The sequence below is a fragment of the Natrinema sp. CBA1119 genome, assembly GCF_002572525.1.
Classification (GTDB): Archaea; Halobacteriota; Halobacteria; order Halobacteriales; family Natrialbaceae; genus Natrinema.
Genome location: NZ_PDBS01000008.1, coordinates 160,639 through 181,873 on the forward strand (window position 1 = coordinate 160,639; position 21,235 = coordinate 181,873).

Annotated in this window: 22 protein-coding genes; 8 read left to right on the forward strand and 14 right to left on the reverse strand. The window is 65.1% G+C overall.

The features are described 5' to 3' along the window. Positions 1-104: 104 nt before the first annotated feature. Complete coding sequence (locus tag CP556_RS22975; protein ID WP_098727929.1) at positions 105-1,745, reverse strand: thiamine pyrophosphate-binding protein; 1,641 nt, start codon at positions 1,743-1,745, stop codon at positions 105-107. A 38-nt stretch (positions 1,746-1,783) separates the two neighbouring features. Then, a complete protein-coding gene (locus CP556_RS25600) occupies positions 1,784-1,981 on the reverse strand; it encodes a hypothetical protein (RefSeq protein WP_141551750.1) in 198 nt (65 codons plus the stop codon). On the opposite strand from CP556_RS25600, the gene CP556_RS22980 reads away from it, so the two are divergent. Continuing rightward, a complete protein-coding gene (locus CP556_RS22980) occupies positions 1,980-2,354 on the forward strand; it encodes a VOC family protein (protein ID WP_098727930.1) in 375 nt (124 codons plus the stop codon). The two genes, CP556_RS25600 and CP556_RS22980, sit on opposite strands and share 2 nt — an antisense overlap. Before the next feature lie 16 nt (positions 2,355-2,370). Beyond that, positions 2,371-2,532 (forward strand): hypothetical protein, encoded by a 162-nt coding sequence (locus CP556_RS26280; RefSeq protein WP_176548325.1) that lies wholly within the window; start codon positions 2,371-2,373, stop codon positions 2,530-2,532. A gap of 47 nt (positions 2,533-2,579) precedes the next feature. On the opposite strand, the gene CP556_RS22985 is transcribed toward CP556_RS26280, so the two are convergent. Then, positions 2,580-3,854 carry an RNA-guided endonuclease InsQ/TnpB family protein gene (locus tag CP556_RS22985; protein ID WP_098727931.1) on the reverse strand — a complete coding sequence of 425 codons (1,275 nt, stop codon included), beginning with the start codon at positions 3,852-3,854 and terminating at the stop codon, positions 2,580-2,582. Continuing rightward, entirely contained in the window at positions 3,851-4,282 is a 432-nt protein-coding gene (tnpA, locus tag CP556_RS22990) for an IS200/IS605 family transposase (protein WP_098727932.1), read from the reverse strand. The genes CP556_RS22985 and tnpA overlap by 4 nt, the downstream gene beginning before the upstream one ends. 187 nt (positions 4,283-4,469) lie before the next feature. Here tnpA and CP556_RS22995 point away from each other — a divergent pair, with 187 nt between their 5' ends. Beyond that, positions 4,470-5,516: a zinc-dependent alcohol dehydrogenase gene (locus tag CP556_RS22995; RefSeq protein ID WP_255291577.1), complete on the forward strand. Its 1,047-nt coding sequence runs from the start codon at positions 4,470-4,472 to the stop codon at positions 5,514-5,516. 36 nt (positions 5,517-5,552) lie between these two features. Here CP556_RS22995 and CP556_RS23000 read toward each other — a convergent pair whose 3' ends face one another. From CP556_RS23000 to CP556_RS23015, 3 genes are all read right to left on the reverse strand, one after another. Beyond that, a complete protein-coding gene (locus CP556_RS23000; RefSeq protein ID WP_098728258.1) occupies positions 5,553-6,317 on the reverse strand; it encodes a CoA-transferase subunit beta in 765 nt (254 codons plus the stop codon). Positions 6,318-6,414: 97 nt separating this feature from the next. After that, the gene (locus CP556_RS23005) at positions 6,415-7,329 is read right to left on the reverse strand and encodes a CoA transferase subunit A (protein WP_255291578.1); all 915 of its coding nucleotides are present in this window, start codon (positions 7,327-7,329) and stop codon (positions 6,415-6,417) included. A gap of 353 nt (positions 7,330-7,682) precedes the next feature. Then, positions 7,683-8,849: an enolase C-terminal domain-like protein gene (locus CP556_RS23015; protein WP_098727935.1), complete on the reverse strand. Its 1,167-nt coding sequence runs from the start codon at positions 8,847-8,849 to the stop codon at positions 7,683-7,685. Positions 8,850-8,950: 101 nt separating this feature from the next. On the opposite strand from CP556_RS23015, the gene CP556_RS23020 reads away from it, so the two are divergent. Beyond that, a complete protein-coding gene (locus CP556_RS23020) occupies positions 8,951-9,925 on the forward strand; it encodes an LLM class flavin-dependent oxidoreductase (protein WP_098727936.1) in 975 nt (324 codons plus the stop codon). Positions 9,926-10,009: 84 nt separating this feature from the next. Beyond that, entirely contained in the window at positions 10,010-11,263 is a 1,254-nt protein-coding gene (locus CP556_RS23025) for an MFS transporter (protein ID WP_098727937.1), read from the forward strand. A gap of 64 nt (positions 11,264-11,327) precedes the next feature. Here the strand turns inward: CP556_RS23025 and CP556_RS23030 are convergent, their stop codons facing one another. The 5 genes from CP556_RS23030 to CP556_RS23050 form a co-directional block, all read right to left on the reverse strand. Next, positions 11,328-11,762 carry a GNAT family N-acetyltransferase gene (locus tag CP556_RS23030; RefSeq protein WP_098727938.1) on the reverse strand — a complete coding sequence of 145 codons (435 nt, stop codon included), beginning with the start codon at positions 11,760-11,762 and terminating at the stop codon, positions 11,328-11,330. Positions 11,763-12,013: 251 nt separating this feature from the next. Next, the gene (locus CP556_RS23035) at positions 12,014-13,018 is read right to left on the reverse strand and encodes an ornithine cyclodeaminase family protein (RefSeq protein ID WP_098727939.1); all 1,005 of its coding nucleotides are present in this window, start codon (positions 13,016-13,018) and stop codon (positions 12,014-12,016) included. A 100-nt stretch (positions 13,019-13,118) separates the two neighbouring features. Beyond that, positions 13,119-13,634: an Lrp/AsnC family transcriptional regulator gene (locus CP556_RS23040; RefSeq protein WP_098727940.1), complete on the reverse strand. Its 516-nt coding sequence runs from the start codon at positions 13,632-13,634 to the stop codon at positions 13,119-13,121. Between the two features lie 80 nt (positions 13,635-13,714). Then, entirely contained in the window at positions 13,715-14,947 is a 1,233-nt protein-coding gene (locus CP556_RS23045) for a mandelate racemase/muconate lactonizing enzyme family protein (protein WP_098727941.1), read from the reverse strand. 121 nt (positions 14,948-15,068) lie between these two features. Then, on the reverse strand, positions 15,069-16,463 hold the full coding sequence (locus tag CP556_RS23050; RefSeq protein WP_098727942.1) for an FAD-binding oxidoreductase: 1,395 nt from the start codon (positions 16,461-16,463) through the stop codon (positions 15,069-15,071). An 88-nt stretch (positions 16,464-16,551) separates the two neighbouring features. Between CP556_RS23050 and CP556_RS23055 the strand changes: the two genes are divergently transcribed. Next, entirely contained in the window at positions 16,552-16,734 is a 183-nt protein-coding gene (locus tag CP556_RS23055) for a hypothetical protein (RefSeq protein WP_098727943.1), read from the forward strand. 67 nt (positions 16,735-16,801) lie between these two features. Here the strand turns inward: CP556_RS23055 and CP556_RS23060 are convergent, their stop codons facing one another. Then, the gene (locus tag CP556_RS23060) at positions 16,802-17,647 is read right to left on the reverse strand and encodes a beta-keto acid cleavage family enzyme (RefSeq protein WP_098727944.1); all 846 of its coding nucleotides are present in this window, start codon (positions 17,645-17,647) and stop codon (positions 16,802-16,804) included. 61 nt (positions 17,648-17,708) lie between these two features. On the opposite strand from CP556_RS23060, the gene CP556_RS23065 reads away from it, so the two are divergent. After that, complete coding sequence (locus CP556_RS23065) at positions 17,709-18,725, forward strand: 3-hydroxyacyl-CoA dehydrogenase family protein (protein ID WP_098727945.1); 1,017 nt, start codon at positions 17,709-17,711, stop codon at positions 18,723-18,725. A gap of 88 nt (positions 18,726-18,813) precedes the next feature. Continuing rightward, the gene (locus CP556_RS23070) at positions 18,814-19,251 is read left to right on the forward strand and encodes a universal stress protein (RefSeq protein WP_098727946.1); all 438 of its coding nucleotides are present in this window, start codon (positions 18,814-18,816) and stop codon (positions 19,249-19,251) included. A gap of 356 nt (positions 19,252-19,607) precedes the next feature. Here the strand turns inward: CP556_RS23070 and CP556_RS23075 are convergent, their stop codons facing one another. Beyond that, a complete protein-coding gene (locus CP556_RS23075) occupies positions 19,608-21,233 on the reverse strand; it encodes a gamma-glutamyltransferase family protein (protein WP_098727947.1) in 1,626 nt (541 codons plus the stop codon). Between the last annotated feature and the right edge of the window lie 2 nt (positions 21,234-21,235).

The window sequence follows — 21,235 nt, forward strand, 5'->3', positions numbered from 1 at the left end:
TGTAGTCGAACGACAGGAGGATGATAGGAGGGCGACAGGAATGAGGCTTTTTTCCGCGAATTGTGACACCTTCCGACTGCCCGAGTCGGGGCGGACTGTCGGTATCAGTTCATCCAGACGCCGGACTGGGGTTCGTAGGGATCGGTCGGAATCTCGACGAGCGTCGGGCCGTCGCTCGCGATGGCGTCGGCCACGGTCGATTCGATCTCGTCCGATGTTTCCGCCCGCTCGACCTCGAGGCCGAGCCCCTCGGCGACCGTGGTGTAGGAAACCGGCGTTTCCTCCCAGCCGTACTCGCCCTCGTCCATCCGGTAGCTCCGACCGGCCTCTTCGCTGATGATCGCGTAGTCGCTGTTGTTGAGGACGACGACCGTCACGTCAATCTCCTCGTCCGCCAGCGTGTGCAATTCGTGAAGACACATCAACAACCCGCCGTCACCGGTGAGTGCCACGACATCCTGTTCGGGGTTCGCGACCTTCGCCCCGATAGCCGAGGGGACTCCCGATCCCATCGTCGCCCACGACCCCGGATTGACGTAATCGCGGGGCTCGTAGGTGGGGAACATCACGAGCGTCCACAGCCGGAAGCCGCCCGCGTCGACGGCGACGACCGCGTCGCGCGGCGTTCCCGCCCGAATCGCGTCCAGCGCCTTGACGGACGTCAGCGGCGCCTCGGTCACCGCTCGCAGCTCCTCGAGGCGCTCGTCGACCGCGTCCCGCGTCTTCCGCACCCGCTCGCGGCCGTTTCCGCCGGCGATCGATCGGTCCGCCAGTTCGCCGTCGAGCGCCTCGAGCGTCCGGGCCGCGTCGGCGACGATGCCGACCGCCGGCTCGTACCCGGTGCCGATGTCGTCGGCGCCGAGGGTCACGTGGACGAGGTCGTCGGGAATTTCGATCGACCAGCCGTGCAAGGAGACCGCGTCGAAGTCGGTGCCGACGCCGAGTGCCGCGTCGGCGTCCGCGATCAACTCCTTGACGGCCGTTCCGGTCCCGCCACAGAGGACGCCGCCCATGAGCTCGTGGTCGTCGGGGAAGACGGCCTTTCCCTTGTACGTGAGGACGACCGGTGCCTCGAGCCGTTCGGCGACCGCTCGCAGTTCGTCGCTCGCCTCGGACGCTCGAACGCCGCCGCCGGCGACGATGATCGGCTTCGACGCGTCCGCGAGAAGGGCCGCCGCGGCGGCGACTTTGCCCTCGGGAACGCCGCTGAAGCTCTGTCGCTCGATATCGCCTCGTTCGGCGAGCGAGACGTCCATCTTGAGGAAGTTCTTCGGAATCCCGATCCGGACGGGACCGGTCGGCGCCGTCTGCGCGGCGTCGATCGCTCGCTGGAGTTCGGCGACGGTGCTCTCCGGTGTCTCGACGGTTATGTTCTCCTTGACGACGTTGTCGTACGTGTCGGGCGGCGTCTCGTGTATCCCGTCGCCGCCGCGGATCTCCGGCTCGGTCTCCACGGCGATGTGCAGAAGCGGCGTACAGTCGTTCAGCGCGTTCTTTAGCCCGTTCATCGCGTTCATATCTCCCGGTCCCGGAATGACCACCGTCGCGGCCATGCCGCCGCTGGTCTCGGCATATCCCCACGCCTGGTGTGAGACTGCGGTTTCGTGGCGAGCCATCACGAACTGAATGTCGTCGCGTTCGCTGATAGACTCGTTCAGTGGGAGCGATTGCTTGCCTGGGATGCCGAACAAGGTGTCGACGTCGTTCTCAGTCAGGCAATCGATAATCGCCTCGTTGACCTTCATAGCAGTAATGAGAGGGAAGACAGTGTAAAGGTCTCGGATCATTCGACCGTGAAACCGGGGCCGTTCGTCGACTCGAGCAGTAATTCTGCGACCGGGACGCTTCCGTCGGCGTTCTCGCGGTCATCATGGTCGTCGTTCTCGGTGCGCTGGCTGGAAATCGGATTCTTACTCTCTGCCCCCCATCGACGGGACGACGACGGCATGTTTTTATATACTGGCTTGCTGGTAGTTGGCATGGATGTCCTGCATACGGCCATCTGGGTCGACGACATCGAGGCGCAACTGGAGTTTTACTGCGACGGGCTCGGACTCGAGCGCACGCGAGAGTTCGATCTCGACGGCGTGACGAACACGTACGTCGCCGGGGAGAGCGACGCTGAGATCCAGTTTAAACACGACGGGACGGAACGGGACCCGAAGCCGGCCGGGATCGATCATCTCGCCGTCGGGATCGACGACATCGACGGTACCGTCGACGACCTCGTGGAGCACTACGGCAGTGAGGTGGTCGAAGGACCCCGAACCGTCGACGAGAAGGACATCCGACTCGCGTTCGTGACGGCCCCCGAAGGGTACGTCGTCGAACTCATCGAGACGCTCGAGGACTGACGATCGGTGTCTCACGATGAGTAACGATCGAACGGGTCCCTTCGGACGGCTACTCGAGGCCGAACGGCAGTTCCACGAGCTGATGCCGGGCAAAGACATCTACAGCAAACTGTTCTTCCGGACGCTGTTCTGGTTCGCGCTCTTCAGCGTCCTGTACGTAGTTATCTCCGGACTTTGACATCCTCCCCGCGCTAAAGCGCGAGGATTCCTCCGTTGGGGGTTCGGCTACCGACCCACGGAGGCAACTTGCGGGTTTGTGCGCACTTCTTTGGGACTTTCCTGAGGGTGTGGTTTCCCCGACCATTGGTGGTCGTCCCACTCGAATCGCACGGGCCGTGCCATCGGCCTGATTTCGCAATCGCTGTTTTCTCGAAGGAACGTCTCTGACGCCGTGAGGTCGGCATGCCCCTCGAATCCACACGGACATGTCAGCGTATCCCCATGGCGAACCGTCGGGTCGTGGTCGCCACACTCAGGACACGTCTGACTCGTCCACGCTTCCGACTCGGCTTCAAGGCTGATACCGTATTCCTCACAGACACACGCGAGACGGTGGATAAATTTCTTGAACGCCCAGAAGTTGTGCGTCTTCTTGTTCACCCTGACCGACCAGTGCGTTTCCAGCACGTCGGTCAAGTCACTCACGTACACCGTCGCTACACCCTCGTCGTACAGCCGTTCAACGAGGTCGCGCACCAGCGCGTTCTGTGCGTGGTCACGACGCTTCGTCTGCTGTCGGTACAGCCGTCGAATCCGTTTTGAGGAGTAGCGTCCTTCGCGGAGTTTCGACTGTAGGCGGGCGATTTCGTCGGTCGTCTCGCGGAACCGTCCGAACAACTCCCGACCGTCGTAGAGATACTGGTTCCCAGTAGTCGTGGAACACGCGACGAGGTTGTTCGCGCCAACGTCGAGGGCGGCTTCGTGAGAAGCCAGTGGTGAATCCAGTCGAGAATCAGGTACGCTGACTGGTTGGAAAGCCCTGAACGTGTCGCTCACCTCGTCGTACTCAAGTTCCAGACGACCCTGTTTGCCGTCCCATTTCGGGTTGCCTCGGACTTCGAGGCGGAGTCGTTCGTGGTAGCCGAGTCCGTATTCGTCTTTCAGTTCTTGCCCGACAGGAATTTCGAGACGACTTCGCTTCCCCCACTGACTTGTGTACTGGTTGCACCGAATGTAGGTGCGGAGTTCGCGTCCGTCCTCCTCGTTGCCCCAGTAAGACGGTGGGTTAGCGTACTCGCCTTTCTCCTTGAGGGAGAAGAACGACCGCCACGCTTCGCTGTTCTTACGTGTGACCTGTTGAACGGTCGCGCTCCCGACGACACCGTTGTAGCGCCCTCGGTACTCAGAGGTGTCCCACACGTCGCCGTCACCGAAGTATTTCTGACGACGTTCGTAGGTCAGTTCGTTCCAAAGCGAGGCGGAAGCATCGAGTAGCCGTAGAAGGCACTCTTTGTCGCTCTCGGACTGTGGAACCACCTCGAAGGTGTTGACGCGCTTCATTCGTCGTCACCCTCCTGTTCAGCGATGTAGCGTTCGACAGCGCCCTTCGATTCACTACCCGCCGTACTGACGTAGTACGAACGAGTCCACTTCACGCGGTCGTCGTACCGCTGGTTGTACTTCCGCGCCGAGATACCTTTGATCCAGTTGACGATGAGTGACGGGGCGTTCTTGGGTGGACTCCCGATGAACAGGTGTACGTGGTCAGGCATGACCTCGGACTCGGCCAATTCGAGGCCCTTATCCTTACAGATTTCCGTGAAGATGGCTTCGAGACGTTCCTTCATCTTCCCCGTCAAGTGCGAACGCCGATACTGAGCGGAACCCTGTTCCGCGAGGTCAGCGGGACCTTCGGTCTCGCCCGATTTCGGTACGAACACTATGTGGTAGTAGAGTTCGTATTTCGCGTGACGGGTACTCTTTACCATCTACGTATACTATAACTGTTGGACAGTTTAAAGATTGCGTGGCATCCCGTCCGTGCCATCGACGGCGGTTGAATACTGTTGGTCGGCTTCATCCCCGCCCTGAAGCGCGAGGCTTTCGCCTCGAATTTTCCGTAAGCTGCCCGCAGTCCGACGTGAGCTTATGTCCGTCCCGTGCGTTGCCCCAGACGTGACATCGAACGCCACGGAACAGATGACAGCGCTCCTGAAAACGCGCGCCGAACCGGGAATGACGCTCGAGACCGTCCCAGTTCCCGAACCGGGGCCGGGCGAGGTTCGGATTCGCGTCGAGTCGGTCGGCATCGACGGCGGAGCGGAGGCCCTCATTTACGACTGGCACGAGAGTAAGCACCACTACGCCGACGACTTGCCACAGCTGTTCGGCCACGAGTTCGCCGGGACGGTCGACGAGATCGGTAACGGTGTCGAGGGAATCGCAACCGGCGAACGCGTCGCGGTGGAACCGATTGTCGGCTGCGGTCACTGCCGGTACTGTCGGTCGGGCTCGTTTGCGATCTGTCCGGATCGGTACATCCTCGGCCTCGATACGGAGGTCGACGGTGCGCTTGCGGAGTACGTCGTCGTTCCCCGGGAGACGATCTACCCGATCGGCTCGCTACGCGCCGACGCGGGCGTCTTCCTCGAACTCCTCGGGTTAGCTGTCCACGGGATCGAGCGATCGAGCTTCGAACCCGGCGATAGCGTCGCGATCGCCGGCCCCGGACCGGTCGGCATCGGCGCGCTCGTCGCGGCGGTCGCCGCCGGCGCGAGTTCGGTCACCGTCGTCGGAACGGACGCCGACCGCGGGGACCGACTCCCGCTCGTCCGGGAACTCGGCGCGACTCGCGCGGTCACGGCCGAAGCTGTCGCCGACGGGCTCGAGACGGAAGTCGACGTCTTCGTCGAGGCCTCCGGCCACCCCGACGCGCTCTCGCTCGCGTCGTCGTCGACCCGCCGGGGCGGCGAAATCGTCCAGATCGGTCTCTTCCACGGCGCGGAGGCGGTGCCGGTCGAACTCACGAACCTTGTTCGGCGCGAGGTCTCGCTCGTGCCGGTCTACGGCCGGCGTGACTCGAGCTGGCGGCGAGCGATCGCGATCGCCGAGGGAGCCGATCTCTCACCGGCGCTCGGGCCGGCGTTTCCGCTCGAGGAGTTCGATGACGCCTTCGACGCGGCGCGGAACCGTGAGGGGATCAAGATCACGCTGCACCCGTAAGACTCGCGGCGACTCGAGGCGGGTCGAGAGCGATGGTCACTCTGTCTGTTCGGTGTACATCTCGTCCGGGTCGAGATCTTCGCGGATCAGTCGAAGTTCCTCCGCCTCGGGCTCCGGCGTCGTTCCCAGATCGTCGGCGAATGCGATCTCCCACCCGGTCTCGGCTCGCACCTCCTCGCGCGTCGCGTTCGGGTGAAGCGCGTCGACGTACATTTCTCCGCGCTCGTCGAATCGGCAGACGGCGAGGTCGGTGATGACCGCTTCCGGCCCGCCGGAGAGGCCGAGTTCCTTGCGCCCCTCGCGGCCGTCGACGTAGCCCGGACTCGTGATGAAGTCCACCTCCTCGGGGAACCGCCGCGCCGAGTGTGGCGTGATCATCAGCGTGCGGCCGACATGGCACGCGATCTCGCAGGCCCCGCCGCTGCCCGGCAGTCGAACATCCGGATCGTCGTAGTCGCCGATGACCGTCGAGTTGATATTCCCGTTCTTGTCGATCTGTGCGCCGCCGAGGAAGCCGACGTCGAGGCGGCCGGCCTGCAGTTGGTAATTGAAGTTGTTCCGCATCGGCTCGATCGAGACCGCCCCCGACGCGAGCACCGGATCGCCGATCGAGAGCGGCGGCGAGGACGGGTTCGATCCGATCGTCCCCGACTCGTAGACCATCTGTAGCTCCGGTGCGTGCGTGCGTTTTGCCACGTTACACGCCAGATTCGGCTTGCCGATCCCGACGAGGACCGAATCGTCGTTCTCGAGTTCCCTCGCGGCCGCGACCACCATCAGTTCGCTCTTCGTGTAGTTCATTGGATTGCCTCCGTGGATTCGTTCGATCGATCGGCTCTGCCGTTCTCTCCAGCCCTCGAGCGGCGGGGCGTCGTCCGTCCGCGCCACGGTCGATCGGTCATCGGTACGCCCCCATGTCGACGGGCGTCGCGTACGAGCGATCCGGCTGCAGGTCGAGCAGCCTGTCGACGCCGAGCTTTTCGACGTACTCGCGGCGGTCCTCGACGCCGTAGACCCACTCGTCGAGCCACGCCTCGACGCGGTCGACGTCGCTCGCGATCTCGGCCCACTCGATGTACGCCTCGTTGTCCCGCCCGTAGTAGCCCTGCGCGTACGACGGATGCGAGCCGTAGGGGTCGTGGACGACGTGGTCGACGTCGTCGCTCGTGATGACCGTCCGGTTCGGGTCGCTGCGGATCGTTTCCTCGGAGCAGAGTTCTTCCACCGAGAGGATTACTGTATCGGCGGCCAGCCCAGCGATCTTTACCTCCCCCTGGATTCCCCAGAGGTGTGCGTTTCCCGACTCGTCGGCCCGCTGGGCCCGAATAACTGCCACGTCCGGCTCGATCGGCGCGACGGCATAGACGTAGTCGTCGTCGAACGGACTCTCCATGCGAGCGATATTGTCGTTGTGCTCGGGCAGGTCCGAGCCGATAAAGCCCCGAAGCGGGGCGAAGGGCAGGTTGGATGCGCCCGCGTCGAGGGCGGCGATCAGCCCGAAGTGCGTGTACTCCTCGAGCTCGAGTTCGGTCGGAATCCCGTCCTCGGCCGCCCGGCGGAACGCCGGGAGGCTGCCCACACCGGGGTTACCGGCCCACGAGAACGTCGCCTTTCGCGCACAGCCGGCGGCGATCAGCTGGTCGTAGACCAGGTCCGGTGTGGCCCTGATCAACTCGAGATCGCGTTTCTCCTGTCTGATGATCTCGTGTCCCGCCGCGAACGGGATGAGATGGGTGAACCCTGCGAGATAGACACTGTCACCGTCGGAGACGCCGTCGCTGACGGCGTCGTGCATGGACGTGAGTTTGCTCATAGCTGTGCTGAACTACGAAATGAATGGCGAAATTCGCACATAAGAATTGCCTTTGAGGCACTTCGATGCGGGATCGACACGCGAGTCTCTCCGTCGGGGGAGCGGATCTGGTGTCGCGCATTGATATCGGATACCGCGATACGAGGTTACATGATCTACTCAGCCCCGAGCAGGAGCCGCTCGTCTCGTCGCTGGAAGACATCGCGGACCGCGAGTTCGCCGAGCGGGCGTTCGACTGGGACGGCGAACCGCCGTGGGAGAATGGCGAAACGCGTTGTGGACCTCGGGGCGATCGATCGGTATCGTCGCGATACCGCCGTCCGTTTCGTCTCGGATGTCTTCGGTCATGCTGATCACTCGTAGGTTCGCCGTCCGATCTCTCTCGCTTCGATTTCGTCCCAGTCGTACTCGACGCCGAGTCCCGGTCCGTCCGGCACCTGCACGCGGCCGTCCGCATCGACGGTGTCCAGCATGTCCGAGTAGTCATCCGCGTACACCGGCGGCTGCGTGTTCGGACAGATCGGGTGGACAAGCGCCACTTCGTAGTAGTTGCTGTTGCGCGTCGCGGCGAGGCAGTGGCGCTGTGCCGGTCCCGGCGCGTGGTACTCCACGTCGAGGCCGAACCCTTCGGCCATGTGGGCGATCTTCATCGCGCCGGTGATCCCGCCGTCGTACTCGGGATCCGCCCGCACGAAGTCCGTCGATTCCGTCGCGACGAAGTCCGTGTGGGGCTCGAGGCCGCGAACGTGCTCGGTCTGGAGGATCGGCGTGTCGAGCATCTCGCGGAGCTTCCGGTGGGAGTGCTGGGAGACGCCGCCGTCACGGTAGGGATCCTCGTACCAGAGGAAGTCGGCCTCGTCGCAGGCCTTCCCGATCTTCAGCGCGTCGGCGAACGTGGCCGGGTTGCAGGCCGGGTCGAGCATGAGGTCCATCTCGTCGCCGACGCGGCGACCGACCTCGCGAACAACCGCGGCCGTCTCGTCGGGGTCCGTCCAGTCGCCACCCCAGTCGTGAATCTTGAACCCCTGATACCCCATCTCGAGACAGTCCTCGGCGAAGTCGGCGTACGCGTCGGGCGAGTCGAGGCCGCCGTTCCGGTCGCCCTGATAGGTCGACGCGTAGGCGGGAAAGGAGTCGCGATAGCTGCCGAGCAGTTCGTGGATCGGCGCGTCGCGGTAGTTCCCGGCGAAGTCCCAGAGCGCGATATCGATCGCCCCCATTCCCATCCAGTCGTACTTCCGCAGGGCGCGCTTGAAGGCGCTCCAGTGGCGCTCGCGCTCGAGGGGATTCTTCCCGATCAGGTAGTCCGCGATCATGTTGAGCTGGGCGGCGCCGGGAGAGTTGCCGCCGACGTACTCGCCGGTGGTGCCCTCGTCGGTGTGGACTCGCAGGGCGAACAGTTTCCGTTCGGTCGTCGAATCGGGGTCGTAGACGATGCTGAACCCGTTCGGCGCGTAGCCGACTTCCGGGAGGTCGTAGCCAAACTCGATCGATTCGATGCGCGTGATCGTTGGTGCCATCGGTACGCTATCACATAGCTAACGAGTTCCAAATGCGTTTGCATCGCGGCCACTCGCTGCTCGAGCAAAGGGTTACCACGGTCCGTCGAAAAGGAAGTGGTATGGTCTCACACGGATTCGTGTTGCCGACCCGCGGCGTCGTACTGTCGGCCGACGACTCGCTCGAGCAGGCCGCTCGCGTCCAGTCCGAGGTGATCGGGCTCGCCCGGCGAGCCGAAGCGCTCGGCTTCGACGGCGTCTGGGCTGGTGATAGCGTGCTGGCGAAGCCGCGGCTCGAGCCGCTCTCGACGCTCGCCGCAGTGGCGGGCGCGACGGAGTCGGTCACCCTCGGGACGGCGGTCTACCTGCCCCAACTCCGCAATCCGGTCCACGTCGCCCACCAGACGGCGACGGTCGATCAGGTCAGCGGCGGCCGCCTCGCGCTCGGCGTCGGTGTCGGCGTCGGCGAGGGGGTCGAGACCGAACACGACCAGCTCGACGTTCCCTACGAGCGACGGGGGGCGTTGCTCGACGAGGGGCTCGAGATCCTCGCGGGACTCTGGGACGACGAGCCGGTCTCCGCGGACGGCGAGTTCTTCGAACTGACCGACGCCGACATCGGAATCCGCCCCTGCGGGAGTCCGCCGCCGGTCTCCGTCGCGTCCGCGACCTTCGATCCGAGGGATGGCTTCCCGCCCCGGATTCGGGACCGCATCGCCGATCGCGGCGACGGCTGGTTGCCGATCGGGATGTCACCCGAGATGTACGAGGGCGGGATCGAGCGAGCCCGCGAGATCGTCGACGACGCCGGTCGCGACGCCGCTGGCTTCGACGCCGGCTACTATCAGGACGTGGTGATCGCAGAGACCGAAGCCGAGGCAATCGACCAGGCGCGGGACTTCCTCGACCGGTACTACCCCTCCTGGGGCGAGCTGAGCGACGACGATATCCGGGGGCGCGGGGCGTTCGGCCCGCCGTCGGTCGTGGCGGAGCACCTCGAGCGCTACGCCGACGCCGGCGTGGAAACGTTCGTCACGCGATTCACGGCGGCCGACCAGCGCGAGCAGTTACAGCGGTTCGCGGATATCGTCGGCTGAGACGCATCGTCTCGAGGGACCGGCGAACCGTCTCCGAGCCAGCGAAAATCGAATCTTTATGGCCCCCGGATCTGATTTGCCGGTATGGGTGCGACGGAGAGTCGGTTGGGAGCCGCCGGTCGGGTACTGATCGCCGAACGAGCGTTCGTCGGCTGTCTCCTCGGAACGTGGCTGCTGACCGCAGCGGCTCACTACTACGTGATGGCACCCGCGAGCGTCCTCTCGCGGGTCGCCGACGATCTTGCGGTGACACCGGCCGTGGCGGTCTGGATCGTGAGCGCGGTCCCGGCGACGTGGGCGCTCACGAACTTCGCGCTCGGCGTCTGGATCGACAGACTGGGTGAGTATCGCGTGATCGTCGTCGGAACCGCGGTGCTCATCGCCGCGGGGGGCTGGAGTTGGTGGGCCGGTCGTCGAGGGACGTTCTATCCCTTGCTGGCGTCGCGATTGCTAGCGGGCGTCGCGGTGGGCGTGATCTGGACGGCGTCGACGAACCTCATCGGGGGCGCCGTCTCCGGTGCCAATCGAGGGACTGCGATCGGGGTCTACGTCACGAGCGCGCCGGCCGGATTCGCGCTCGGGCAACTCTTCGGTCCGATCGTCACGGCGCGAGCCGGCTGGCCGGCGAATTTTCTCGTGATGAGCGTCGTCGCCGGACTCGTGATCGGCGTGATTTCCCTGTCGGTCCGCCGCCTCGAGATCGATCCCGTGACGAACACCGCATCGATGCGGTCGAATTTCACGTCGGTGCTGAGCCATCGAGTCGTGTGGTACGGCTCCGCGATGGCGTTCGTCGCCTACTCCTACTACCTCTTCATGAACAGCTGGATGCCCACGTATCTCGGGAACGAGTTCGCCCTCTCGGCGGGGCTCAGCGGGCTGCTGACGGCGGCATTCCCGGCGATGGGCGTGCTGTCCCGGGCCGGCGGCGGTCTCATTTCGGATCGGCTCCTCGGTCAGCGTCGCGTTCCCCTGCTTCAGGTGTCGTTTCTTGTTTCGGTGCCGCTGGTCGTCCTCATCGGGTGGACTCGGCACCTCGCCGTCATCGTTGCAGCGCTGGTCGCCGCCGGCTTCGTCATTCAGCTCACGTTCGGCGTCGTTTACAGCTACGTCCAGGAGGTCGTCGAGACGAGTATCTCGGGCACGGCGCTGGCGTTCGTCACGTCGGCGGGCATTTCGGGGGCGTTCTCGGCACCCCTGATTACCGGGGTGCTCATCGACTGGACCGGCGGCTACCTGGCCGCCTTCGCCTACGCGACCGCGCTGACCGCACTCGGACTCCTCCTCTCGAGCGTGGCTCCCGAGTCTCCCGCGGCCGACCGCTCGCAGTCCCGCTGATCCGGAGTCGTTGGTAGACGGCCGCTGAGAGGGCTGATTCCCGATTCCCGGGCAAACGGCTCCCTCAGGACAGGTGATTGACGAACGAGGTGCAGTACTCCTCGTACCCCATCTTCTCCGTGTAGAACCGGTGGGCGTCCTCGCGCCACTGTCCCGACTCGAGTTCGACCGCCTCGCAGTCGTTCTCGGCGGCCCAGTCGTGAACGAACGAGAGGAGCCGTTCGCCGTGGCCCTCAGACCGTTGTTCTTCGTCGGTCACGAGGTCGTAGACGTAGACGTGCCGGCCGAGGTAGAAGTTCGTCGCGATTTTCACGCCGGCGACCGCCACCGGTTCGTCGTCGACGTAGCGCGCGAACAGTCGGTAGCCTTCCTCGCGCATCTCCTCGAACAGGGCGAGAAACGACTCGACGTCGAGGTGATCGCGGAGTTGAACGAGGACCGGGAACGCCTCCCGCCGCTCGCTTTCCGTCGTTACTTCCCGAATGTCGGATGATGACATACACCGCTATGGGGAACGACGGCTAATCAAACCGCGGGTTAGTCGGGACTGTACTGCTCCGTATCGCGGCTCGAGGGCTTGCTGGCCACGAATCGTCCGGATCGTTGCAGCGCTGGCGAGGGACGAGACGTGTTCCAGCGATATCGACGAGTCGGAAAACACGGTTCCGGTGTTCGTCCCCGAGGACGGCTGACGGGCCGCTTCGAGTCGATCGGAGACGGGAGGAGTGGCTGGGGTGGCTGGGGACCTTCCTACGGGAGTCGACCGGTCAGCGCCTCGCTTGCGGGTGCGATGGGGAACTCCGTCCCGAGTCCGTCCGCGCGCGCTTTTTCGTAGAGCATGTAGGCGGCTGCGACCGTCTCGATACCCGTTCCGCCGCTGTCGAAGACCGTGATCTCGTCGTCGCTCGTCCGCCCGGGCTCGGTCCCCGCTACGACCTCGCCGAGTTCGGCGTGGACGTGGTCCTCGTCGACGACGCCTGCCTCGAGGGCCGCCAGAAACGACCCCGCGTCCTGCGTAACGCGGTCGCGGAGGTCGGGAACGTACGTCGATCGCTCGATGGTCGTCGTATCGAGTTCGCGCCGACCGGGCGTGTACTGGCCCATTGCCGTCACGTGCGCGCCGGGCTCGAGGTCCTCGCCGTCGAAGACCGGATCGGCCGCCTTCGTCGCCGTGATCACGATATCCGCGCCCGCGAGGGCGGCCGCGCTCGAGTCGACGGGACCGACGGAGGCGTCGAGGTGGTCGTCGAACTCCGCGGCGAACGTCTCCCGGTTTTCGGGTGTCGGCGAGAAGACGCGGACCTGCTCGAGATCTCGGACGGTCGCCGTTGCGTGGAGCTGGCCCCGCGCCTGTGCGCCGCTGCCGATGACGGCGAGCGTGCTCGCGTCCGCTCGTGCCAGCGCGTCGACGGCGACCGCACCGGTCGCTCCGGTCTTGAACGGGTTCATGCTCGCGCCGTCGATGAGCGCGAGGGGCTCGCCGCTCTCTGCGTCGAACAGCGGCGTCACGAACCACGCGTTCGGGCCCGAAAAGCCGGACGAGTACGTATAGCCTCCCATTGCACCCGTCTCGGGCAGGATCGTCGAGTAGTTCGTCAGCTTCCCGTCAGGGTTCTCCCGGCGAAACGTCTGTCGCGGCAGGGCCGGTGCGCCCTCGCCGCGCTGGCGGTAGCCGTCGCGGACGACCTCGACGTATTCGGCGGGCGTTGCGAGACCCTCGACTTCGGCACTGGTCAGGAACAGTGTGTCTGTCATACTCCGTGCCACACACGCGAGGTAGAAAAAGACAGCCGATCCGATGGCAGTCGTGCATAGCGAGGAACGGCTCTCACTGTCTCGTCGGTCGGGCACGCGATCACTCGGTCTCGAGCACCCGATCGATCATCTCCGCGGACATGCTCTCCAGCAGCCGGTTGCCTTTCTTGAGTTCGCGCATCACGAATCGTGAGGACGTCTCGTTGACGCCCTTGATAGCGACGATCCCGTCGATCAGTTCGTTCATTTGTTCGTGATTCTGGACGCGGGAGACGGCCATGAAGTCGACATCGCCCATCGTATAGTACACCTGCTGAACGCCGGTCACGTCGACCAGCTCGTCGCCGATTTCGTCGGCGTAGCCGCTCTCGTGGGAGACGTACACCTCGGTGATGACGACCATCGACATTCCGAGCGCGTGCGGATCGATGTCCGCGGAGATATCGGTTATCACGCCGCTCTCTTTCAGTTTGTTCAGTCGGTAGTGGATCGCCGACTTCGAGAGGTCGAGTTCGTCGGCGAACTCCTCGAGGTTTTTGTCGTCGTTTCGCTCGAGTTCGCGGATGATATCGAGGTCGTGTTCGTCGAGATTCGGCGTGGCGTTGGTGTGGTTCATACTATTTCGTACTGATCTCAGGGAATACGGCTCTATACTCTCACTGCAGAGGCGGATTCGGCGATGGGAGAGACCAGTAGTTACTCCTTCCGATGTTCCTCGACGACGTCCCAGTCGAGTTCGATCCCGAGCCCCGGTTCATCGGGAACCTCGATATACCCGTCCTGAATAAGCGGTTCGTCGGTGGCAACGAGGTCGTCCCACCACGGCACGTCGCGGGCGTGGAACTCGAGCGCGAGGAAATTCGGAACCGTCGCGCCCACGTGGACGCCGGCAATCGTCGCGACGGGGCTCCCGATGTTGTGGGGACTCATCGTCAGGTAGTAGGTGTCGGCCAATTCGGCGATCTTCTTGGTCTCCGCGATGCCGCCGGTCTTCGGGATATCGGGTGCGACGAACGAGACGGCTTCCTCCTCGACGAGATCGCGGAAGCCGTGGCGACCGTAGCGGTTCTCGCCGGTGAGCAGCGGTTGCTCGACGCTCCGATTGAGCGTCGCCAACGCGTCCGCGTTCTCCGGCGGGAGCGGGTCCTCGATCCACGCCAGATCGTAGGGCTCGAGGGCTTTACACAGCTTTTCGACCGCCTCGACGCTGAAGTTCCAGTGGAGGTCGACCGCGACCTCCGCCTCGTCCCCGACTTCCTCGGTCACGGCCTCGACCAGCCCGCGCTTGTGCTCTATCTCCGGACGGTCGAAGTGGCGCGCGAGCGTGTCGATGTCCCGGCCCGACGGCACGTCGAGGTCGAACTTGATGATCTCGTAGCCGTCGTCGACCGCCGCTCGAGCGGCGCGGGCGTAGGCGTCGGCCTCGTAGGTCTCGTCGGGTTGGTCGTTGAGCGCCGACTCGACCATCCCCTCGCCGGCGTGGCAGTCCGCGTACATTCGGACCGCCTCACGGGTCTTGCCACCGAGAAGCTGGTAGACGGGTTGCTCGAGGATCTTGCCGGCGGCGTCCCAGAGCGCGAGTTCGATGCCGCTGATCGCGATCGTCCCGATCCCCTGCTGGGACCCCCGTCCCGAGAGACTCTCCCGCATGAGGTGATATAGCCGCTCGACGTCGAGCGGGTTCTCGCCGACGAGGACGGGCTCGAAGTAGTCCGTGATTACCTCGTGGACGCCCGGCGAGGGATACGCTTCGCCGATTCCCGTCACGCCGGCGTCCGTCTCGAGGCGAACGATCGTCCACGGGAAGTTGCCGTCGACGACGATCGTCGACAGTCCGGTGATCTCGGGCGTCTCCGTCGAGCGGGCGGGCGTCTTCCCGAAGTCGGGCCAGATGCTCGAGGCTAACCGCGCCGCGAAGTCAGAATACATGGTATCACGTCTCACTTTTCGGAGTCGTCATATTAACTTATGGGCGAGACGGGAGCGCGGTCCGCTTCGAACGGTATTCGACACTTGCACGAACCAATCCTGACGCGGCGAATTCGGTAGGCTAAACGTCCGGAAGCACCTTCCCGGGATTCAAGATTCCGTTCGGATCGAACGTCTCCTTGACCGATCGCATGAGATCGAGCGCCTGGCCGTGCTCCTCGGCCATGAACTGCCGCTTCCCGATGCCGACACCGTGTTCACCGGTCGAGGTGCCGCCGAGCGCGATTGCCTTCCGGACGACGCGCTCGTTCAACTCGTGTGCCCGTTCGACCATCTCCTCATCGTCGGGATCGACCAGCGACGTGAAGTGGAGGTTCCCGTCCCCGGCGTGGCCGACGCAGGACGTCAACAGGTCGAGTTCCTCGCTGACTCGAGAGACCTCCTCGACGATGTCGGGGTAGCGCGAGATCGGCACGACCACGTCACCGACCAGCGCGACTTCCCACCCCTCTCGATAGCTTTGCGTCGCCGGGTACTTGTCGCGGCGAGCCTGCCAGATATCGTCCAGGTTCTCCTCGCCCGCCGCCTCCCACGAGAGCATCCCGTGATCTTCACAAATCGCCTTCGCGAACGCGAGGTCCTCCTCGATCCCGCTGTTGTTCGCGTGCAACTCGATGATCAGCGTCGGTCGCTCCTCGAAGGACACGTCGTCGTGGTACGCGTTCAGCATCTTGATCGCCGTGGTGTCGATGAACTCGATCGCACCGGGGACCAGCGCCGAGCCGATCGCGTCCGCGACGGCCCCGGACGCGTCGACGCGCGAGGGAAACGTTACCAGCGCCGCCCGCCGGTACTCGGGGATCCCCACGAGACCGAGCGTCACCTCGGTGACGACGCCGAGGGTGCCCTCGCTCCCGACGAAGAGATCCTTCAGACTGTAGCCCGCGGACGTCTTGACGACGCCCCTCCCGCAGTCGACGACGCGCCCGTCGGCGGTGACCGCCTCGAGGTGACGGACGTGGTCGCGCGTCTCGCCGTAGCGGACCGCGTTGAAGCCGCTCGCGTTCGTCGCGACCATCCCGCCGATCGTCGCCACGTCGCCACTCGAGATGCCGGGCGCAAACCGCAGTCCGTGGGAGGCCAGTCGCTCGTTCAGATCGTCGTAGACGACCCCCGCGCCGACGGTCACTTGCATGTCGTCCGGCGAGACCTCGACGTGGTCCATCTCGGCCGTGCTGAGGACGATGCCGCCGGCGGTCGGGATGGCGTTGCCCTCGAGACCCGAGCCGCCCGAGCGCGGCGTGACCGGCACGCCGCGCTCGTTCGCCGCCGCGAGGACGGCGGCGACCTCGTCGGTCGACGCCGGCCAGACGACGGCGTCCGGTACTCGCCCGGTGTGCGGACTCTCGTCGGACGCGTACTGTTCGCGAACGCTCGTTCCGTGTGCGACGCGTCCGTCAGTGACCGCATCGTCGAGAAACGTGCAGTCGTAGCTCGAGTCGGGGTCCCGTTGCATGGTACCGTATGGGACACGAACTGGGATAAACGCTCTCCGATTCCGTCCCACCAGTAGCTATTCGTAGATCGGGCGTCTGGAAGGAGACATGACCTGCCCCTACCTGTCGTACCGTCAGTCGGCCGGCGATCAGGAGTTCGAAACGGAACGCGCCTACTGCGGCGTCGTCGAAGAGTTCGTCTCGCCGATGCGTGCAGACGTCTGCAACGACCGCCACGAGTTGAACCACGAGCGAGACTGCGAGTTCTATCGCGACGCCGAATCCGAGTGAGCGGCGGTCGACGCCGGCGACCCCCATCCTCAGTCCGAAGTAGCGATCGCCACGCCGGAGTCCGCGATCACCGGGTCGGAATCTCGAGCAGTTCGCGCGCCTCCGCAGGCGTCGCGAGTCCGCGGTCGAGTTCGTCGGCGATGCGAACCGTTCGCTCGACGAGCTGGGCGTTGCTCTCGGCGGGTTCGCCCCGGCGGTAGTAGAGGTTGTCCTCCATGCCGATGCGAACGTGGCCGCCCATCACGATCCCCATCGTCGTCAGCGGGAGCTGATGGGGACCGATCGCGAGCACGTTAAAGATCGAGTTCTCCGGGAGGTTGTTCACCATGTTGACCATGTTCTCCGGCGTCGGCGGCGTCAGCGTTCCCGGCCCGAAGATGATGTTGATGTAGTACGGTTCCTCGAGCAGTCCCTTGTCGATGAGGCGGTGGACCTCGTTCATGTGGCCGTTGTTGAACACCTCCATCTCCGGTTTGATCCCCTTCTCTTGCATCTCCGCGGCCAGCGTATCGATCATGTGACGCGTGTTCTCCGAGGTGATGTGCTGATACCGATTCATCGGCCCCATGTCGAGCGATGCCATCTCCGGCAGCGGATCGGTCCGAATCCCCTCGGCTCGCTGCTCGAGCGGGATTCCCGTCCCACCGGTCGTGTTCTGGATGATGATATCGTCACAGCGCTCGCGAACGGCATCGTTGATCTCCTGGAGGCGACCCGCGTCGCGCTCGCCGTGTTCGTCCCGGCCGTGCAGGTGAACGATCGCCGCGCCGAGTTTCTCACACTCCCGGGCTGTCTCGGCGATCTCGTCGGGCTGTTCCGGCAGGTTCGGGTTCGCCTCCTTTCCCTGCACGCCGCCCGTCGTCGGGACGGTCAGGATCAGCTTCCCGCCCTCGAGGTAGGTCTGGTAACTCATCTACCGTCTTCCAAACGGGCCACCACGAAAGCGTTAATGGACATCCCAGAGACGGTCCACCATGGACGACCAGCCGTCAACGGATCGGGAGATAGCGTCCCGTCCCGCGATCATCGGTGCCGGAACGATGGGTCGGAACATCGCCGTGGCCAGCGCGGTCGGCGGCCGGCCCGTCACGCTGTTCGACGTCGACGAGGACGCGCTGGCGGACGCGGAGAACGAGATCCGATCGACCGTCGGGACAGTCGTCAACCGCGGTCTGGGGGACACGACTGACGTCTCGGCCGTCCGCGATCGCGTCACGTACGCGATCGAACTGCCAGCTGCAGTCGGGAACGCGCCCCTGATCATCGAAGCGGTGACCGAGGACCACGAGGTGAAAGCGACCGTCTACGAGGAGATCGAACGCCACGCGGCGTCCGATGCGACGATCGCGACGAACACGTCCTCGCTGTCGATCACGGAACTCGCGTCGACGCTTGACCGTCCCGAGCGGTTCTGCGGAACCCACTGGTTTCACCCGGCCCACATCGTGCCGGTCGTCGAGGTCGTCTACGGCGAGCACACCGCCGACGAAACCGTCGACGCCGCTGCGGGCTTCCTCGAGTCAATCGGCAAGGATCCCGTCGTCGTCGAGCAGGACGTGCCGGGATTCATCGCAAACCGGATCCAGTCGGCGATGGCCCGCGAGGCGTGGGCACTGCTCGAGGCCGGCGTCGCCAGCGCCGAGGACATCGACCGTGCGGTCAAGGGGACGTTCGGCTTCCGGCTCCCGACGCTCGGCGTCCTCGAGAAGGGCGATCACTCGGGGCTCGACGTTCACCACACGGTCCTCTCCGAGTTGCTCGACGAGATCGACTCGCGACCGGAGCCGCCGGCCGTGCTCACGGAACTCGTCGATGAGGGTCGCGTTGGCCGCAAGGCCGGCCGTGGCGTCTACGACTGGTCGGCGACGGACCGCGACGAGGTGACCGCCGAGCGCGACCAGCGTCTCCTCGATCAACTCGAGGTCTATCGAGCCGCGAGCGACCCGCCCGAGACGGCCGACGATTCCGAGTCGTCGACCCGCGATCCGTGACGCCGCGATCGGCGGCGCCACAGCCGCCGACGCTCCCGGCGCTGCGAGTACGATTATATGGCTGGGCCCCCAATCATAGGGAGAGTCTATGTACCACATCGTCATCCCGATCGACAAAGAGGGGACGCGATCGGCGGCCGCCGTCCAGTTCGTCGCCGATCTCTGCGACGAGTCGGGTCTCGGCGTCGACTCCGAGGAACTCTCCGTCACGGTCGTGAACGTGTTCAAGGAATTCAAAGCGGTCGACGACGGCGGAAACGTCCGCTCCGAGGACCTCTACGACGAAAGCGAGTTCCCCGACTCGGTCGAACGCATCCGAGAGCAGTTCGCCGAGGCGGGTATCGAGGCGGATCTCGTTCGCCGGCACGGCGACCCCGGCGACGAGATCGCCGAATATGCCGAGGAGGTCGACGCCGATACCATCGTGATCCCGGGTCGGAAGCGGTCGCCGGTCGGCAAGGCGGTGTTCGGAAGCGTCACTCAGGACGTTATTCTCAACGCCGATCGGCCAGTCACGATCGTCTAGCGGCGACGCCGGAACGAGGGACGCCGAAACCGGCAGGACCGACGCTGATCGGGCCGAAACTGGTCAGGCCGAAATAGGTCGCGCCGGAGCGCCGGCGATCCGTCCCTCACAGCCCAGCGGGCCGAAGTCAGACGATGTCGTTCTTGCGAAGCCGCTCGCGCTCGGCCTCGTCGTACCCGAGTTCCGCCAGCACCTCGTCGGTGTGTTCACCGAGGCGCGGCGGTGGCCCCTCCGCATCGGTCTCGAGCGAACCGAAGTTGACCGGGATGGCCGGCGATTTGAACGTCCCGAGATCACCCGCTACTGGTTGACACTCCTGAAACCCTTGAGTGGCGGAAGGAGATAACTTATGGAGGTTAAAACCCGATCGCAGCCCCGTCCTTTCGCGGATCGGTTCCGCCGGAGAGCACGTCGTTGGCGTTGCGCGTGATCTGGCCGCCGCCGAAGTGCGGCGGCGGCATGACGCGAACGTCGTGGCCGCGTCGGGCGAGTTTCGTCAGCACCGAGCCGTCGAAGCGCCCTTCGACGGCCAGCTGACCGTTCATCTGGTACCGCCAGCGCGGGAAGTCGAGCGCCGCCTGAATCGACATCCCGTCGTCGATGAGGTTCATCAGTACCTGGAGGTGGCCCTGCGGTTGCATGTAGCCGCCCATGACGCCGAACGCGGCCCAGTCGTCCTCGTCGAACCGCGCGAGGCCGGGGATAAGCGTATGGAACGGTCGCTTTCCGGGCTCGAAGCGGTTCGGATGTTCGGGGTCGAGAGAGAACGAACTCCCCCGGTTCTGCAGGGCGATGCCGGTGTCGCCGGCGACGACGCCGCTGCCGAAGTCCTTGAACCGGGAGTTGATGTAGGAGACGACGTTTCCCGCCTCGTCGGCGACCGTCAGCAACACGGTGTCAGCGTCTTCGGCGCGGTCGTTCGGAACGCCGACCGCAACGTCGTCCGTGGCGTTCGAACCGATCTCCGCGGAACGATCGCTTGCGTAGGATTTCGATGCGAGCGTCGGAACGTCCGCGAACTCGGGATCGGTGACGTGGTGGAGACCGTCGGTCAGGGCGCGCTTGGTCGCCTCGGCGGCGAGGTGGATCCGTTCGGGCGAGTCGGGTGGCTGCTCGCCCGCCTCGAGCGCCTCGGCGACGTTGAGCGCCTCGAGGGCGACGAGCCCCTGATTGTTCGGCGGGAGCTCGTAGATCTCCGCGCCGCCGTAGGTCGTGCTGATGGGATCGACGAACTCCGGCTCGAACGACGCAAGGTCGTCGTGCGAGAGGAACCCGCCGCGCGATCGGACTTCGGAGACTATCTCGTCCGCGATGTCGCCTTCGTAGACGACGTCTGCGCCCTCGTCGGCGATACGCTGCATCGTCTCACCGAGCCGGGGGAGGCGGACGCGCTCGCCGACGGTCGGCGCGCGACCGTCGGGGAGGTACGCCGCCCGCGCGTCGGCCCCGCGCAGAACGTCGGCCGCCTCGGCCCACTGCTGGGCGATGATCTCCGAGACTGGGAACCCTTCGGTCGCGTACTCGATCGCCGACTCGAGCGCGCGCTCGAGGCTCAGTTCGCCGAGTTCCTCGACGGTCCGCTCCCAGCCGCGAGCCGTTCCGGGGACGGTCACCGTCAGCGGGCCGTACTCGGGCATCATAGCGTCGTTGGGATCGACGTCCGCCTCGTCGGCGACCTGCCGGCGAACGTCATCGAGCGTCGCCGACGACGGTGCGCCCCCGCAGCTTCGAAGCGCGCCGATCTCGCCGTCGGCGGTTCGATAGAGCGCGAACACGTCCCCGCCGAGGCCGGTCGAGGTCGGTTCGACGACGTTTAACGCTGCGGCGGTCGAAACCGCCGCGTCGAACGCGTTGCCGCCGTCCCGCAACGTTGCGACACCGGCCGCCGCAGCGAGGGGCTGGCTCGTGGCGACGACGCCGCGGGTGGCGTACACCGTCGATCGCCGCGAGGTGAACTGGTCGAGGTCTGGCGTCGTGTCCATGT

What these genes read in the sequence shown, in the direction of transcription:
- CP556_RS26280 (WP_176548325.1), top strand. Translation starts at nt 2,371, where the DNA reads ATGAGTAACGATCGAACGGGTCCCTTCGGACGGCTACTCGAGGCCGAA.
- CP556_RS25600 (WP_141551750.1), bottom strand. Translation starts at nt 1,981, where the DNA reads ATGCCAACTACCAGCAAGCCAGTATATAAAAACATGCCGTCGTCGTCC.
- CP556_RS23070 (WP_098727946.1), top strand. Translation starts at nt 18,814, where the DNA reads ATGTACCACATCGTCATCCCGATCGACAAAGAGGGGACGCGATCGGCG.
- CP556_RS23040 (WP_098727940.1), bottom strand. Translation starts at nt 13,634, where the DNA reads ATGAACCACACCAACGCCACGCCGAATCTCGACGAACACGACCTCGAT.
- CP556_RS23050 (WP_098727942.1), bottom strand. Translation starts at nt 16,463, where the DNA reads ATGCAACGGGACCCCGACTCGAGCTACGACTGCACGTTTCTCGACGAT.
- CP556_RS22985 (WP_098727931.1), bottom strand. Translation starts at nt 3,854, where the DNA reads ATGAAGCGCGTCAACACCTTCGAGGTGGTTCCACAGTCCGAGAGCGAC.
- CP556_RS23055 (WP_098727943.1), top strand. Translation starts at nt 16,552, where the DNA reads ATGACCTGCCCCTACCTGTCGTACCGTCAGTCGGCCGGCGATCAGGAG.
- CP556_RS23075 (WP_098727947.1), bottom strand. Translation starts at nt 21,233, where the DNA reads ATGGACACGACGCCAGACCTCGACCAGTTCACCTCGCGGCGATCGACG.
- tnpA (WP_098727932.1), bottom strand. Translation starts at nt 4,282, where the DNA reads ATGGTAAAGAGTACCCGTCACGCGAAATACGAACTCTACTACCACATA.
- CP556_RS22975 (WP_098727929.1), bottom strand. Translation starts at nt 1,745, where the DNA reads ATGAAGGTCAACGAGGCGATTATCGATTGCCTGACTGAGAACGACGTC.
- CP556_RS23025 (WP_098727937.1), top strand. Translation starts at nt 10,010, where the DNA reads ATGGGTGCGACGGAGAGTCGGTTGGGAGCCGCCGGTCGGGTACTGATC.
- CP556_RS23060 (WP_098727944.1), bottom strand. Translation starts at nt 17,647, where the DNA reads ATGAGTTACCAGACCTACCTCGAGGGCGGGAAGCTGATCCTGACCGTC.
- CP556_RS23065 (WP_098727945.1), top strand. Translation starts at nt 17,709, where the DNA reads ATGGACGACCAGCCGTCAACGGATCGGGAGATAGCGTCCCGTCCCGCG.
- CP556_RS23030 (WP_098727938.1), bottom strand. Translation starts at nt 11,762, where the DNA reads ATGTCATCATCCGACATTCGGGAAGTAACGACGGAAAGCGAGCGGCGG.
- CP556_RS23015 (WP_098727935.1), bottom strand. Translation starts at nt 8,849, where the DNA reads ATGGCACCAACGATCACGCGCATCGAATCGATCGAGTTTGGCTACGAC.
- CP556_RS23035 (WP_098727939.1), bottom strand. Translation starts at nt 13,018, where the DNA reads ATGACAGACACACTGTTCCTGACCAGTGCCGAAGTCGAGGGTCTCGCA.
- CP556_RS23000 (WP_098728258.1), bottom strand. Translation starts at nt 6,317, where the DNA reads ATGAACTACACGAAGAGCGAACTGATGGTGGTCGCGGCCGCGAGGGAA.
- CP556_RS23020 (WP_098727936.1), top strand. Translation starts at nt 8,951, where the DNA reads ATGGTCTCACACGGATTCGTGTTGCCGACCCGCGGCGTCGTACTGTCG.
- CP556_RS23005 (WP_255291578.1), bottom strand. Translation starts at nt 7,329, where the DNA reads ATGAGCAAACTCACGTCCATGCACGACGCCGTCAGCGACGGCGTCTCC.
- CP556_RS23045 (WP_098727941.1), bottom strand. Translation starts at nt 14,947, where the DNA reads ATGTATTCTGACTTCGCGGCGCGGTTAGCCTCGAGCATCTGGCCCGAC.
- CP556_RS22980 (WP_098727930.1), top strand. Translation starts at nt 1,980, where the DNA reads ATGGATGTCCTGCATACGGCCATCTGGGTCGACGACATCGAGGCGCAA.